General features: G+C 69.5%; 12 protein-coding genes and 1 pseudogene. 6 read left to right on the forward strand and 7 right to left on the reverse strand.

Annotation, left to right across the window (positions count from 1 at the left end; translation table 11 throughout):
* Window positions 1–225: 225 nt before the first annotated feature.
* A complete protein-coding gene (locus DCO49_RS16220; RefSeq protein ID WP_116864891.1) occupies window positions 226–828 on the reverse strand; it encodes a glutathione S-transferase N-terminal domain-containing protein in 603 nt (200 codons plus the stop codon).
* Window positions 829–872: 44 nt separating this feature from the next.
* On the opposite strand from DCO49_RS16220, the gene rmuC reads away from it, so the two are divergent.
* The 3 genes from rmuC to DCO49_RS16235 all read left to right on the forward strand — a co-directional run bounded on the left by rmuC (window position 873) and on the right by DCO49_RS16235 (window position 3507).
* Window positions 873–2423, forward strand: a complete 1551-nt coding sequence (gene rmuC / locus DCO49_RS16225; RefSeq protein WP_116864892.1) for a DNA recombination protein RmuC — start codon at window positions 873–875, stop codon at window positions 2421–2423.
* 72 nt (window positions 2424–2495) lie between these two features.
* On the forward strand, window positions 2496–2894 hold the full coding sequence (locus tag DCO49_RS16230) for a hypothetical protein (RefSeq protein WP_116864893.1): 399 nt from the start codon (window positions 2496–2498) through the stop codon (window positions 2892–2894).
* 67 nt (window positions 2895–2961) lie between these two features.
* Complete coding sequence (locus DCO49_RS16235; protein ID WP_116864894.1) at window positions 2962–3507, forward strand: glutathione peroxidase; 546 nt, start codon at window positions 2962–2964, stop codon at window positions 3505–3507.
* Between the two features lie 67 nt (window positions 3508–3574).
* On the opposite strand, the gene DCO49_RS16240 is transcribed toward DCO49_RS16235, so the two are convergent.
* From DCO49_RS16240 to DCO49_RS16265, 6 genes are read right to left on the reverse strand one after another with little or no spacing between them, the layout of a single operon-like run.
* Window positions 3575–4570, reverse strand: coding sequence for a VacJ family lipoprotein (locus DCO49_RS16240; protein WP_116864895.1), 996 nt, complete (start codon window positions 4568–4570; stop codon window positions 3575–3577).
* Window position 4571: 1 nt separating this feature from the next.
* Window positions 4572–4883: an STAS domain-containing protein gene (locus tag DCO49_RS16245; RefSeq protein ID WP_116864896.1), complete on the reverse strand. Its 312-nt coding sequence runs from the start codon at window positions 4881–4883 to the stop codon at window positions 4572–4574.
* Window positions 4873–5535, reverse strand: coding sequence for an ABC transporter substrate-binding protein (locus DCO49_RS16250; protein ID WP_108770538.1), 663 nt, complete (start codon window positions 5533–5535; stop codon window positions 4873–4875). Before DCO49_RS16250 ends, DCO49_RS16245 begins: the two co-directional genes overlap by 11 nt.
* Window positions 5532–6053 (reverse strand): outer membrane lipid asymmetry maintenance protein MlaD, encoded by a 522-nt coding sequence (gene mlaD / locus DCO49_RS16255; protein ID WP_079224410.1) that lies wholly within the window; start codon window positions 6051–6053, stop codon window positions 5532–5534. The genes DCO49_RS16250 and mlaD overlap by 4 nt, the downstream gene beginning before the upstream one ends.
* 58 nt (window positions 6054–6111) lie before the next feature.
* A complete protein-coding gene (locus DCO49_RS16260) occupies window positions 6112–6861 on the reverse strand; it encodes an MlaE family lipid ABC transporter permease subunit (protein WP_079224408.1) in 750 nt (249 codons plus the stop codon).
* A complete protein-coding gene (locus tag DCO49_RS16265) occupies window positions 6861–7649 on the reverse strand; it encodes an ATP-binding cassette domain-containing protein (protein WP_116864899.1) in 789 nt (262 codons plus the stop codon). Before DCO49_RS16265 ends, DCO49_RS16260 begins: the two co-directional genes overlap by 1 nt.
* 212 nt (window positions 7650–7861) lie before the next feature.
* On the opposite strand from DCO49_RS16265, the gene recC reads away from it, so the two are divergent.
* From recC to DCO49_RS16280, 3 genes and pseudogenes are all read left to right on the forward strand, one after another.
* Window positions 7862–11203 (forward strand): exodeoxyribonuclease V subunit gamma, encoded by a 3342-nt coding sequence (gene recC / locus DCO49_RS16270; protein WP_116864897.1) that lies wholly within the window; start codon window positions 7862–7864, stop codon window positions 11201–11203.
* Window positions 11200–14838 carry an exodeoxyribonuclease V subunit beta gene (recB, locus tag DCO49_RS16275; protein WP_116864898.1) on the forward strand — a complete coding sequence of 1213 codons (3639 nt, stop codon included), beginning with the start codon at window positions 11200–11202 and terminating at the stop codon, window positions 14836–14838. Before recC ends, recB begins: the two co-directional genes overlap by 4 nt.
* Window positions 14835–15407, forward strand: a pseudogene (locus tag DCO49_RS16280) (exodeoxyribonuclease V subunit alpha); the annotation flags it as partial. The gene recB and the pseudogene DCO49_RS16280, both read left to right, overlap by 4 nt.

Raw genomic sequence — 15407 nt, forward strand, 5'->3', positions numbered from 1 at the left:
GGCCGGCCCCCACCACCAGCAGCGGGAAACTGTCGAAGGCGGGGTGGGTCCGTTTGCGGGGGCTTGAGCGCCATGGATGGCGCGACCGAGCCTCCATGGACGGATTCACGGCGTCCCCCGTAACCGGACCCACCCCGCCATCCCACGGATAGCCTGCTTCTGCTGTTGCTCTGGCTTCGGCTTCTGCAGGTGCAGGGCTGCAAGCCCTGCAAAAAGACCCACCCCTCAGGCAACCCCGTTGTCGACGTGCGCAGCAAACCCCGGCTGCCGCCGCAACCGCTCGAACCACGCATCGACATTCGCCAGCACCGGCTTCCCGCCTGGCGTGCTGCGCCAGCGCTGCGTGGACAGCCCCAGTACGATGTCAGCCAGAGTGAAGTCTTCACTGGCCACGTACGTGTGGCGCGCCAGCTGCGCATCCAGCATCGCCATCAGCCGGTTCCACTGCGCCAGGCCCGCCTCCGCCCGCGCATCGTCCGGGTAATCCGCATGCCCGCGCACGCGCGCCATGAACACATGGCGCCACGCCGTGTTCAGATCGGTCGCCTGCCAGTCCATCCACTGTTCCACCCGTGCCCGTGCCTGCGGTTCAACCGGCAGCAGATCGTTGCGCCGGGCGCGCGTGGCCAGGTAGCGGCAGATGCTGTTGGATTGCCACAGCACGAAGTCGCCCTCGCGCAGCACCGGCACCTGTGCGTTCGGGTTCAGCCCGCGCAGCAGCTCCGCATCGGGGGCGGCGTGGTGCTGCACCGCCAGGTCCAGCCCGGCGCACAGCCACAGCACCTTGCGCACGTTGATCGAGGTCGGCTTTCCGTACAGTTCGAGCATGGTCAGACGCAGCGTTTGAGACGGGGCCAGCCTACACTGGTGGCATGCAAACCGAATTCCTGCTCATCGGCGGCCTCCTGCTGGCCGTCCTCGTCCTGCAGCTGATCGCCCTGCTGCGCCGTCCGCCCCACGACCGCCTGGAACAGGCGGTGCGCGAGGAGGCGCGGGCCGGCCGCAGCGAACTGCGCGAACAGCTGGACGGCTTCGGCCGGGCGCTGACCGACCTGTCCACCCGCACCGACCAGCGCCTGGACCTGCTGCGCGAAGCGCTTGGCGAAGACGCACGCAAGGCCCGCGCCGAAGCAGCCGAAAGCCAGCAGCGCAGTGGTGCATTGATGGGCCAGCGCCTGCAGGAACTGCGCGCGCAGTTGGAAGTGTTCGGCCAGCAGCAGGAGGCGCGCATCCATGCCTTCGGCCAGCAGCTGCAGGAACTGACCACGCGTACCGACACCCAGCTGGGCGCGCTGCGCCAGACACTGGTGGACGATGCCCGCAAGGGCCGCGAGGAAGGCGCGCAGTCGCAGCAGCGCCTGACTGAAAGCCTGGGCCTGCGCCTGCAGGAACTGACCCAGCGCAACGAACAACGCATCGCCGAGATGCGCGCGACCCTGGAAGAACAGCTGCGCGCGCTGCAGAGCGACAACGCGCAGAAGCTGGAACAGATGCGCGTGACCGTGGACGAGAAGCTGCAGACCACGCTGGAAACGCGCCTGGGCCAGTCGTTCAAGCTGGTCTCCGAGCGCCTGGAACAGGTGCAGCGCGGGCTGGGCGAGATGCAGCAGCTGGCCACCGGCGTGGGCGACCTCAAGCGCGTGCTGACCAACGTCAAGACGCGCGGCAGCTGGGGTGAAGTGCAGCTGGAGAACATCCTCGAGCAGACCCTGATCCAGGAGCAGTACGCGCGTGCGGTGAAGGTGCGCCCGGACAGCAACGAGATGGTCGACATCGCGGTGCGCCTGCCCGGCCGCGGCGATGATGCGCCGGTGTGGCTGCCGATCGATTCCAAGTTCCCGCGCGAGGACTACGAACGCCTGCTGGACGCGCAGGACCAGGGTGACGCCGAGCTGGTGCGCATCCAGGGCGTGCAGCTGGAGCGCGCGGTGAAGGTGCAGGCCAAGTCGATCAGCGAGAAGTACATCGTGCCGCCGCACACCACCGATTTCGCGGTGATGTTCCTGCCCACCGAAGGCCTGTACGCCGAGATCATCCGCCGGCCCGGCCTGGTCGACCTGCTGCAGCGCGAACACCGCGTGGTGGTCGCGGGCCCGACCACCATCACTGCGCTGCTCAACAGCCTGCAGATGGGCTTCCGCACGCTGGCCATCGAGAAGCGGTCCAGCGAAGTGTGGAGCCTGCTGGGTGCGGTGAAGAGCGAGTTCGGCAAGTTCGCCGGCATCCTCGAGAAGGCCGAGAAGCAGATCACCACGGTCGGGCGCAGCATCGGCGCGGCCAGCCGCAAGACGCGCACCATCGAGCGCCGCCTGCGTGGCGTGGAGACCCTTGCCAACGAACAGGTGCAGCAGCTGCTGGGCGACCTCGGGGAAGCCGAGGAAGAGGGCGGCGAGGACGAGGCCAGCGAGGGCGAAGAGACCTGAGTGCGCTGACACACCACCTGCACCACGCAATGCGTATGCTGGCGGCCTCGATCACCGCCTGCAGGTCCGACCATGCGCCTTCGCTTCCTTGCCAGCCTGGCCCTGGCCGCCCTGTTGGCGGCCTGCAGCAGCACGCCGCCGGCCGCCGTTACGACCGCACAACCGGCCGCACCTGACACACCGGAAGCCACCGAGGCCTATCAGGAAGCGCGCGACGTGGATTGCCGCGCCGCCGGCGGCACCCTGCAGCCGCTGGGCCGCCTGCAGCGCGTGCAGTGCGTGATTCCCTATGCCGATGCGGGCAAGACCTGCAGCGGCAAGCGCGACTGCAGCGGCCAGTGCCTGGCCACCGGCGAAACCGAAGCCGGGGTGGTGGCGGCCGGCACCTGCCAGCGTGATGCCAGCCAGAACTTCGGCTGCCGCCAGCGCATCGAAGACGGCAAGGCACAGGGCACGATCTGCGTCGATTGAACGCACCTGACGCATACGCGCAGCGCTATGCTGGTGGACCTTTCCACGGCATAGCCGGAGCCCCCGCGTGAGCACCGCGATCCAGGACATTTCCCTCACCACCATCGACGGCCAGCCGTCCACCCTGGGCGATTACCAGGGCAAGGTCCTGCTGGTGGTGAACGTTGCCTCCAAGTGCGGCCTGACCCCGCAGTACGAAGGCCTGCAGGCGCTGTACGCGGAAAAGCAGGCACAGGGCCTGGAAGTGCTGGGTTTCCCGGCCAACAACTTCCTCGGCCAGGAGCCGGGCAGCGAGGCGGAAATCCAGCAGTTCTGCCAGCTGACCTACGACGTGACCTTCCCGATGTTCGCCAAGATCAGCGTGGCCGGTGAAGACACCCACCCGCTGTACCAGAAGCTGACCGCGGCCCAGCCGCAGGCGATCGGCGAAGGCCCGCTGCGCGAGCGCCTGGCCAGCAAGGAGATCCCGATCCACGCTGCACCGGCGGTGCTGTGGAACTTCGAGAAGTTCCTGGTCGGCCGCGATGGCAAGGTGGTCGCACGCTTTGCCCCGGACGTGGCCGCCGATGACGCGCGCCTGCGCGAGGCGATCGACGCCGCACTGGCCGCCTGATAGCACGGGCCCGCGACCAAAAAAAACCCCGCCAAGGCGGGGTTTTTTCATGCGCGGACCAACGCGATCAGTTGGTCCAGTTCGGCATCGGCATGGCATCCACCGGGATCGGCGAATTCTCATCGTCGCTGCCACGCTCGCGCTTGCCGCGCAGGTCGTTCTCGATCTGGTAGTTGCGGCGCTGCAGCCAGGCATCGCGCACCAGCGCGTACTCATCCACCGCCGAGCTGCGCAGGTCGTCGACCGCCATCAGCTGCGCGCGGGTATCGACCAGCTGCAGGCCCTGCAGCGCGATGCGGATCTTGTCTTCCTCGATCGTGCGGATCGGCGACAGCGGCATGTCACCGGCCAGGCCGAACACATCGCGCACGGTACGCGGGCCGAAGAACGGCAGTTCCACGTAACGCGAACGGCGCCAGCCCCAGGCACCCAGGGTCTGCCCGAAGTCCTCGCGGCGGTTGGGCACCATCGCCTTGCTGGCCGGATCGAACAGGCCACCGATACCCAGCGTCGAGTTCATCAGGAAGCGGCCGAAGGTGTCCCACGCATCATCCGGGCGGCCCTGCAGCAGCTGGTTGACGATGGTGACCGGCGAACGGATGTTGCTGAAGAAGTTGCTCACGCCGGTACGCGCGAAGCGCGGCACGACATGGGTATAGGCGGTGGCCAGCGGACGCGCGATCACGTTGTCCACGCCCACGTTGAAGCGGTGCACGCGGCGGTTCAGCGGCTCCCATGGGTCGTAGGCAGCGGTGGTGGCAGCGGTGCCGGCGTTGCCGTACAGCGCGTCGAAATCGTCGTCGCCACCTGGCGCAGCGGCGGCCGCGGCCGTGGCGGCATCGGTTCCGGCATTCCTGGCCGGCGGCGGCGTGGCCGTCGCGTCGTCCATGGCGGCCGCCGGTGCCGCGTCAACCGTGCCGGCATCGGCAGCAGGTGCATCGGCCGGTGCGCTGGCCGGAACCACGGTGTCGGCCACCGGCGCATCGCTGCGCGCGGGCTTGCCGGCACAGGCGCTGAGCGCCAGGGCCAGGATCATCAGGGGAAACGCGCGTACGACGTTCATGTCAGCTCGCAGCAGAAGGTGCATTGAAATCCAGATCGGGCGACAGCCGGTAGGCTGCGCTCAGTTCGTTGAAACCGGCCGGGGTGCCGGAAATCGACAGCGGGTGGCCCTGGGTGCGGGCACGCGCGGCCAGTTCGGCCAGCAGCGCTAGGCCGGCGCTGTCCACGCGCTCGACCTCGCCCAGTTCCAGCCGTGCCAGCTTTGCCGGCAACGCCTGCAGCTGCGGCCACAGGGCGATCACAGCGGCACGGTCGAGCACCCCGCGCAGGCGCAGGGCGTCGCCTTCCAGCAGCGCCAGCGGCTTACTTGCCATTGCCGGCCGGTCCGGCCTGCATGCTGCCGCTGCGCAGTTCGCTGGCCACCTGCTTGATGCCCTTCTGGCGCAGCGGGGCATCGAACTGGTTGCGGAAGGTCTGCACGTAGGAGATGCCTTCGATGTTGACGTCGAAGATCTTCCACTGGCCGTTGACGTTGCGCATCCAGTACTCGACCGGGGTCGGCTCGTTGCCGGCACGCACCAGTTCGGTGGCCACGCGCACGCCGCGGTTGCCCGGCAACGGGCTCTCGCCCTTCAGGCGGAAGCTCGGCTTGCCCTGGATGTTCAGCAGGGTCGAGCCGTAGCGCTGCATCAGGCTGTCGGCCATCGCATCGGCGAACAGCTTGATGTCGGCGTCGGAGGCGCCGCGGGCGTGCGTGCCCAGCACCAGGCGCGCGGCATAGTCGCGGTCGAAGGTGCGGGTCAGCTCGCTGTCGATGTAGCTGCGCAGGCTGGCGGGGTTGCTGGTGAACTCAGCGCGGCGCTGCTGCAGGGTCGACATGATGCGGCTGCTGGCGTCGATCACCACCTTGCCGGCCTGGCCCTGCGGGGCGGTCACGGCGGGGGCGGTGGACTGCGCCTGGGCCAGGAACGGGGAGGCCAGCAGCAGCGACGAGGCCAGCAGGGCCGGGATCAGTTTCATCTTCATGGTTGCGGTTCCGTTGCAGGCGACTGCTCGCCATCGTTGGGTTTCTGGCCAGCGCCACCGGCGCTGCCACTGAACATGTACTTGCCGACCAGCTGCAGCAGGTCCACCGCCGGCTGGGTGAAGACGATCTCCTCACCGGGCTTCAGTACTTCCGGATCACCACCGGGCTGCAGACCGATATAGCTCTCGCCGAGCAAACCGCTGGTGAAGATGCCGGCGGAGGTGTCGGCCGGCAGGTCCTTGACCTTGCTGTCCATGCGCAGGGTCACGATCGATTCGAACTTCACCGGGTCCAGTTCGATCGAGGCGACCTGGCCGACGGTGACGCCGCCGATCTTCACCGGCGCCTGCTTGCGCAGCTGGCCGACCTGGGAGAAGCGTGCCTTCAGCTCATAGCCCTGGCCGCCCCAGCTCCAGCGCTGGTTGGTCGAGGCCACGGCCAGCACCATCAGCGATGCCAGGGCCAGCAGCAGGAATGCGCCGACGGAGAATTCGAGTCTGGGACCGCGTATGGCCATGTGGATTACCTGATCGAGTCGTGGTGGCCGCGCGCGCTGCGCACCGCCGGAGGAGGGGTTAGGTGAACAACATTGCCGAGAGCACGAAGTTGAACATCAGCACCAGCAGCGAGGCGTTGACCACCGCACGGGTGGTGGCCACCGACGTACCTTCGATGGTCGGCTCGGCGTGGAAACCGACGTAGGACGCGACCAGCGCGGCGGTGCCGCCGAAGATCGCCGACTTCAGCATCGCCACGCCGAAGTCATCCCAGAAGTCCACGCTGTTGCGCAGCGCCGACCAGAACACGCCATTGTCCAGGCCCAGCACGTGCACCGCTTCGAAATAGCTGGCACTGATGGCCAACGAACAGAAAATGCCGGTCAGCAGCGGCACGGTCAGCACCGCCGCCCAGAAGCGCGGGGCCACGGCCTTGGCGACCGGGTCGATGGCCATCAGCTCCAGCGCCTTGATCTGGTCGGTGGCACGCATCAGGCCCAGTTCGGCGGCGATCGAGCTGCCGGCGCGGCCGATGAACAGCAGCGCGGTCAGCACCGGTGCCAGCTCGCGGTACAGCGACAGGCCGAGCAGGGTCGACAGCGCGTCGGCCGCACCGAAGGTCGTCAGTGTGCGGTAGCCCTGCAGGGTCAGCACCAGGCCGACGAAGGCACCGCCGACGGCGATGATCGGCAGCGAACGCGCGCCGATCTTGTAGATCTCGCGGGTCAGCTCGGCGAGGAAATCACGCGTGGGCAGCGAACCGCGCAGCACGGTCAGCGAGAACAGGCCGGCGCGGCCCAGCGAACGGGTGGCTTGCACGAACGGCATCAGGCAACCCTCGCGCGCGGCGCGGCATCGAACGGAATGGGACCATCGGGCTGGCCGTGCAGGAACTGCCGCAGCAGCGGGTCCTCGCTTGACTGCAGCGCTTCGGGCGTGCCCTGGAACACGATGCCGCCATTGGCAATGGCGATCACCTGGTCGCAGATCGGCAGGGTCTCGTGCACGTGGTGGCTGACGATGATGCTGGTCAGGCCCAAGCTGTGGTTGAGGCGCTGGATCAGGCTCATGATGACCCCCGAGGCGATCGGGTCCAGCCCGGTCAGCGGCTCGTCGTAGATCATCAGCGGCGGGTCCAGGGCCAGCGCGCGGGCCAGTGCCACGCGGCGCGCCATGCCGCCGGACAGCTCGCGCGGCCAGGCATCGGCGGCGGCCAGCAGGCCCACCGCGTGCAGCTTCATCTGCACCAGCCGGCGCAGCACCGCCGCCGGCAGGCGGGTATGGGTGCGCAGGGGCAGGGCGACGTTCTCGGCCACGGTGAGGTCGGTCAGCAGGCCATTGCCCTGCAGCAGCACGCCCACGCTCTTGCGCATTTCCAGCAGCGCGCCGCTGTCATGCGGGATCGGCTTGCCGAACAGGGTGACCTCGCCGGCAACCGGGCGCAGTTCGCCGGTCAGTGCGGCCAGCAGGGTCGACTTGCCGCTGCCGGACGGGCCGAGCACGGCGGTGATGCTGCCCTGCGGAACCTGCAGGGAAACGTCACGCAGGATCGTGCGTCCGCTCCGGTCGATGCGGACGTTGGACAACTGCACCAGACTGGAGGCGGAAGCCGACATGGGCACCATTAACGTTTTTTAGACATCGAAGGGTGGGGTCAGCCGGCTGAACATAAGCAGACTGGACGGTCCAGTATTGTGGCACGTCGCGGCCGCTGGCAGGCCGGGACAATTTCCGGCGGCGCCGGAACAATCCATCGCAGCGCTCGCTGCGCGCCCCAGTGACGTGCGTCACCATTGAATACTGCCGGGCGTCCTGCACACTGTGCACGATGACCGACCCGTTCAGCGACTTCCGCCTCTACCACTCCAACTCGTTGGACGTGCTGGCCGCCCTGCTGGCCCGCAACGTGCGCACTCCGGTGCCGGGGCAGCCGCTGCTGGCGCCGGAGGTGGTGCTGATCCCGCAGGTGGCGATGCGTCGCTGGCTGCAGGCGACACTGGCGGCCGAATACGGGGTCGCCGCCAACCTCGAGTTCCTCACCCCGGGTGAGTTCGTCGCGCGGGCGCTCAACGCCAATGTCGATGGCGAAACCGACGACCTGGACGCTGCCGGCCTGCACTGGAAGCTGTACCAGGCGCTTCGCGACCCCGCGCTGCTGGCGCAGCCACCGATGCGTGCGCTGCAGGCCTATCTTGCCGGGGGTGACGCCCTGAAGCCGTGGGCGCTGGCCGGCGAGCTGGCCTCGGTGTTCGAGAAATACCAGGCCTGGCGCCGCGACTGGCTGCTGCGCTGGGATGCCGGCGCCGACCCGGCCGACCCGCAGGCGATCCTGTGGCGTGCCATTTCCGCAGGACGCGGCTACCGCGCGCGCCGCATCCAGGACTACCTGGACCGTTTCGAGGGCCCGGACAAGCCCAAGCCAAACGGCCTGCCGCCGCGCCTGTCGGCGTTCGCCACGCTGAACATCTCGCCCGACGTCCTGCGGGTGATGGCCACCCAGGCCCGGGTCGGCGAGCTGCACTTCTACATGCCGACCCCGGTGCAGTCGTACTGGGGTGACCTGCAGACCCTGGCCGAGCGCCTGCGCAGCGGCGCACCCGATCCCTTTGGCGAAGCTGCGGGCGAGAACCGCCTGCTGGAAGCCTGGGGGGCGGCCGGCCGCGACTTCATGGCCGTGCTGGGCAGTTACGAAGTGGTGCACCCGGCGGGTGAGATCGCCGCGTACTCGGATCCCGAAGACGACACCCGCCCGACCCTGGCCGAGGGCGGGCTGGCCGACAGCCTGCTGCACCGCCTGCAGCGCGACCTGTTCCACCGCCGCGCGCTGCCCTCGGGCGAGCTGCGCGAGGAACCGCGCAGTGACGACCCCAGCCTGCAGGTGCATGCCTGCCACACCCGCCTGCGCGAACTGCAGGTGCTGCACGACCAGCTGCGCAGCCTGCTGCAGGACCCGCGCTTCGACCCGCCGCTGCAGGCCCGCGAGATCGCGGTGCTGGCACCGGACATCGATCCCTACGTGCCGTACCTGGAAGCTGTGTTCGGCGGCCGTGGCGGCGACGAGGAACATATTCCCTATGCGCTGGCCGACAGCAGCCCGCTGGCGGGCGAGCCGCTGGCCGATGTGTTCGTGCACCTGCTGTCGCTGCCGGTATCGCGGTTCGGCCTGAACGAGATCCTCGACCTGCTGGCCAGCGCGCCGCTGGCCGAGGCGGCCGGGCTGGAGGCGGTGGACTTCGACCGCCTGCATGGCTGGCTGCAGCAGGCCGGTGCGCGCTGGGGCATCGATGCCAACCATCGCGGCCAGCTGCAGGCACCGCGCGACGACGCCTACACCTGGCAGTTCGCGCTGGACCGCCTGCTGCTGGGCCACGCCACCGGCAGCGATGTCGACCTGGCCGGCGTGGCACCATGGATCGAGCTGGAAGGCGGCGCGCTGGACGCGCTGGACCGGCTGCTGCGCCTGCTGCGCGTGCTGGCGGTGTACCAGCGTCGCCTCGGCGAGACCTTGACCCCGGCGCAGTGGCGGCAGCGCCTCCTGTCCCTGCTTGATGCGCTGCTGCCGGAGGCGCCCAGTTCGCCCAACAGCCAGCGCGCGCTGGAGCGCCTGCGCAAGCTGCTCAACCAGTTCGCCGACGACGCCCGCAAGGCCGGCTTCGAGGACGGCGTACCGCCGGAGGTGGTGCGTGCGCACTTCGCCGGCGCGCTGTCCGAGGCCGATACGCGTGCGCCGCTGCTGACCGGCGGCATCAGCTTCGGCCGCATGGTGCCGATGCGCCTGCTGCCGTTCCGGGTGATCTGCGTGCTCGGCCTCAACGATGGCGACTTCCCGCGCCGCGATCCGGCGGCTGGCTTGAACCAGCTGACCGCCGAGCTGGACACACCTCGCCGTCGCCCGGGGGACCGCTCCACCCGCGAGGATGACCGCTTCCTGTTCCTGCAGCTGTTTGCCGCCGCGCAGGACGTGTTCTATCTGAGCTATCTCGGCGCCGACCCGCGCGATGGCAGCGTGCGCGAACCCTCGGTGCTGGTCAGCGAGCTGATCGACGCCGCCGCCGAATACCACCAGGCGCCGGACGCGGCCAAGCGTGCGTTCACCGTGCGCCACGCGCTGCAGCCGTTCTCGCCCGCCGCCTTCGGTGAAGGCGACCCGCGTCGTTTCAGCTACCGCCGCCAGTGGCACCCGGCCGCCGGGCGCATGGCCGGCCAGCGCGGCGGACTGCAGCCGTGGTTCGACGCCGCGCTGCCGCCACCTCTGGATGACGCGGTGGAAGAAGAGGTGGCCCTGGACACGCTGCGCCGCTTCCTGTGCGACCCGGCCGGTCAGTTCCTGGCCCAGGCGCTGGGCCTGCGCCTGGCCGACGATGTCGAGGAGGTGGACGACCTGGAGCCACTGGTGCTGTCCTCGCGCGGGCCGGAAAAACGCAGCGTGCAGGCCGCGGTGGTACGCGCCACCCTCAGCGGTGATGTCGAGCCGCTCTACCCGCGCCTGCGCGCCCGTGGCCTGCTGCCGTCGGGTGCGCTGGGTGAGCGCCAGTTCGAAGCCGAACAGCTCAAGACCCGACCCTACGCCAGCGCGATGCTGGGCTGGATGCAGGGGCAGCCGCTGGAAAGCCGCCGCTACGAAGTGGAGATCGACGGCGTGCGCCTGCACGGCCGCGTCGCCGACCGCCATCCTGAAGGCCTGATGCGCCTGCGCGCCGGCACGCTCAACGGCAACGCAGTGATCCGCCAGGGCCTGGACTGGCTGCTGGCCAATGCGGCCGGCGATGCGCTGCCGCTGGTGCAGTTCCACGATGGTGGTGATGCCGGCCCCGGCCCGCACATCCAGCCTGCACCGGGCGCGGCGGCCGCACGCAGTGCACTGCGCGCGCTGCTGCAGCTGCGCCAGCGCGGTCTGCGCGAGCCGCTGCGCTTCGCGCCGTATACCGGCTGGGTGCTGTTCACCGCACCGGTGGAAAAACAACGCAGCGAAGGCTGGAAGCAGTGGCACGGCAGCGACCGCAGCTGGGGCGAAGCCAACAGCGATGCCTGGCAGCTGCTGCTGCGCGGCGCCGATCCCTTCGCCGATGACGACAGTTACGCCGACCTGCTGCGCAACAGCCAGGTGGTATTCCGCGCGGTGCGCGACGGGCGTGGTCCGGGTGGCACCGGCAAGGAGGCCGACGCATGAGCACCCCCGTGGATCCCTACCTGCTACTGCCACTGCAGGGCATCGGTCTGATCGAAGCCAGCGCTGGTACCGGCAAGACCTTCACCCTGGCCACGCTGTTCACCCGCCTGGTGGTGGAACAGGGCTTGCGCATCGGCCAGATCCTGGCGGTGACCTTCACCGATGCCGCCACCCAGGAGCTGCGCAAGCGCATCCGTGAGCGCCTGGCCTTGGCTGCGCGCCTGGTCGACCTGCCGCCGGCCGACGACGAGGCGCCCGATGCGCTGCTGACCCGGCAGGTGCTGCAGCGCCACCTCGACGAAGGTAGCGAAAGCGCTGCCGCGCTGAAGCGCCGCCTGCAGGTGGCCGCCGACGAGATCGACCTGGCCTCGATCTTCACCATCCATGGTTTCTGCACCCGTGTTCTGCGCGAACATGCGCTGGAAAGCGGGCACACCTTCGATCCGCCGGAACTGCTGGCCAGCGACCGCGAGCTGCTGGAGGAACTGGCCGCTGATCTGTGGCGCGTGCATGCCAACGACCCGGCCACGCTGGAGCCACTGCTCTGGCTGTGGTCGAACCCCGATGCGCTGGCCTCGGACCTGCGCGCGCTGCTGGGCTCACCACCGCTGTACCCGCGCCCGCAGCTGCTGGCGGTGGATGACCCGCGCCCGGCGTTGCAGGCCGCGGCGGCGGACCTGTCGATGGCCGTGCGCGAGCACGGCGAGCAGTTCTTCCTCGATCTGTGCGAGGCGGTGGACAACAAGTGGATCAACGGCGTTTCCTACAAGCTGGGCTGGCTGCACCCGCTGGGCCGGCAGCTGCTGGCCTGGGCCGCGCGCGACGATGCCGGCGAGCCGCTGAGCAGCGACCGCCTGCCGGCGCTGCTGGCGGATGCGCTGGTGTCCAAGACCAACAAGAAGTTCGCTGACCGCACGCCATCCTCGCCGCTGCAGGCACCGCTGGAGCGCTACGTGGCGTTGCTGGCCCAGCGCGAGCAGTGGCTGCGCGCGGCCGCGCTGAACTTCCTGCACAGCCTGCGCGAAGAAGCCACGCAGCGTCTGGCCATGCTCAAGCGCACGCGCCGGGTGCAGACCTACGACGACCTGATCGACGGCGTGGCGCAGGCGCTGGAGGGTTCGCAGCGGCTGGAGCTGGTGCGCAAGCTACGCCTGCAGTACCGTATCGCCCTGGTCGATGAGTTCCAGGACACCGACGATCGCCAGTGGGGCATCTTCCACACCGTGTTCGGCGATTCGCCGGAAGTGCGGGAACTCGGTCTGCCGCCGGCGCTGTTCCTGATCGGCGACCCGAAGCAGGCGATCTACGGCTTCCGTGGCGGTGACATCCACACCTATCTGAAGGCCAAGCAGGCCGCGCGGCCGGCACCGCCGCTGGACCAGAACTTCCGTTCGCGACCTTCGGTGCTGCGCGCGCTGCAGGCGCTGTACGACAACGGTGGCGAAGACGCTTTCCTGGAAGCCGGCATCGGCTTCGAGCCGGTCCGCCCCGGTGGCGTGCGTACGGATGAAGACTACCTGCGCGACGGCGCCGCGGCCCCGGCACTGACCCTGCGCGTGCTGCGCAGCGAAGGCGACAAGGCGATGAGCGCCGACGCCTCGCGTGCCGCCGCGACCCAGGCCTGCGTCGCCGCCATCCACCAGACCCTGCTGGATGCGCGTGCCGGTACCGCCGTCCTGCGCGGCCGCCCGGTGCAGCCCGGTGATATCGCCGTACTGGTGCGCTCGCACCGCGAGGCGACGCTGGTGCAGCGCGCGCTGGCGGCGGTGGGCATTCCGGCGGTGGCGGCGGGCAAGCAGAGCCTGTTCTCCACCAGCGAGGCACGCGACCTGCGCGCGCTGCTGCTGGCCCTGCTGCAACCGGCTGACGAAGGTCGCCTGCGTGCGGCGCTGGCAACGGTGCTGCTCGGCCAGCGGGCCAGTGCGATTGCCAACATGGAACGCGAGGGTGACCTGCAGCGCGCGTTCCAGGCGCAGCTGCTGCATTGGCGCGAGCGCTGGCAGCGCGGTGGCCCGTTCGCCGTGGTGGCCGATGTCTGCGCCGCACAGGGCGAACGCCTGTTGGCGCTGATCGATGGCGAGCGCCGGCTGACCAACTACCTGCAGCTGGGCGAACTGCTGCAGGAAGCCTCCGCGCAGGCCCTGGGCATGCATGGCCTGCTGGACTGGCTGCAGGGGCAGATGGCCAATGCCGACCAGAACGACGAGCAGCAGCTGCTGCGCCTGGAATCGGACGCGCGCCGCGTGCAGATCATCACCCTGCACAAGAGTAAGGGCCTGGAATACCCGCTGGTCTACCTGCCGTTCGTTGGCATCGACGGTGGAGCGCCAAACAACGCCGCGCACTGCACCGTGCACGTGGACGGCGAACGCCAGCTGCACTGGAAGCTGGACAAGGACGAGGCCTGGGAAGCAGCCAGCGGCCAGCGCGAACGCGAGCAGCGCGCCGAGGATGCGCGCCTGCTGTACGTGGGCCTGACCCGCGCCGAGCATGCGCTGTGGATCGCCATCGGCGATCTCGCCGGGCTCGGCAAGACCCGTCTGGCGCCGCTGCTGGGTGACCTGCAGGCGCTGCATACGCACACCGATGTGCACATCGACGACAGCGAGCCTGTGCTGCGGCTGCCGCAGCTGCCGGTCGAACAGGATGGCGAACCGCCGGCCGTGCGCAGCCTGACCCGGCGCGTACCGCACGACTGGTGGGTGTACAGCTTCACCCAGCTGGCGCATGCCGATGCCGGTGACGACGTCGAAGCGGCGGCCACCGAACTGCCGGCACCGGCCGCCGACGAACCGGCGGGTGCGGAACTGCCGCTGGAACCGGCCCTGCCCGAACCCGCAGCTGCCGACGCCGCACCCCTGGACCCACGCTTCATGGGCAGCCGTTTCGGCAACGTCCTGCACGAAGCGCTGGAAAACGTTGACTTCGCCGCCTGGGGCGGCTGGACAGCCGACCAGCCCGCGCCGGAAGGGCAGGCCGACCTGCTGCGCAAAGCGCTGCACGACGAAGGCTACGCCGACGAGGACCTGGACGATGGCGTGGCGGTGCTGGTGCCGCTGGTAGGCCATACGCTCACCGTCGCGCTTCCCGAAGGCGGTGCCCTGCACAGCCTGGGCGAGGGCGACCGCCGCGCAGAAATCGAATTCCACTTCGCCATCGAACCGACCGCCGTGCCCGCGCTGCTGCAGCTGCTGCACGCGCACGGCATTTCCAGCGCGCGCCGCGGCTTTGGCCTGCGCCGCCGGCTGGAAGGGCTGATGACCGGCAAGATCGACCTCACCTACGTGCGCGATGGGCGCTGGTACGTGCTCGACTACAAATCCAACCGGCTGCCGGGCTACAGCCCGGACCTGCTGCAGATCGCCATGCGCCACAGCGAATACGACCTGCAGGCGCTGATCTACACCGTGGCCCTGCACCGTTGGCTGCGCTTCCGCCTGGGTCGCAGTTACGACTACGCGCGTGACATGGGCGGCATCCGCTACCTGTTCTGCCGTGGCCTGGATGGCAACGGCAATGGCGTGCACGAGGACCACTTCGCGCCAGAGCTGGTGGATGGACTGGACGCGCTGTTCGCCGGGGGCGACGCCGCCCATGCCGACCTGGTCGCGCGTGCCCTTGGAGCCAGCGCATGAGCACCACCCTGTTGCAGCAGCTGTACCGCGGTGGCCACCTGCGCACCCTCGACCACGCCTTGGCCACCAGCCTGCGGCGGCTGCGCGAGGACACCCCCGATGCCGTGGCGGTTGCTGCCGCGCTGGCCTCGCTGGCGGTGTCGCAGGGCCACGCCGCCTTCGATCCGTCACAGCCGCAGCGCCTGCTGGAAGGCTTCCAGGCCTGGCCCGCACCCGCGCAGTGGCTGGCCCAGCTGCAGGCATCGCCGTGGGTGGCGCAGCCGGCGGATCCCGAGGCGGCCGCCGATGAGGCACCGCTGGTGCTGGAAAACGGCCTGCTGTACCTGCGCCGTTACCGCGAATACGAGCGGCAGCTGGCCGCCGGCCTGCAGCGCATCGGCCGGCACCCGTTGCCGGCGCCGGACATGGCGGCGCTGGCGCCGTTGTTCGCGCGCCTGTTCCCCGCTGCCGCCACCCAGCAAGACCACCAGGCGCGCGCCGCCGGCGTGACCCTGCGCCACCCGTTGGCGCTGGTCACTGGCGGCCCTGGTACCGGCAAGACCACCACCATCGCGCGCCTGTTGCTGCTG

Origin of the sequence: Stenotrophomonas sp. SPM (genome assembly GCF_003105135.1) — a bacterium.
Lineage (GTDB): Bacteria > Pseudomonadota > Gammaproteobacteria > Xanthomonadales > Xanthomonadaceae > Stenotrophomonas.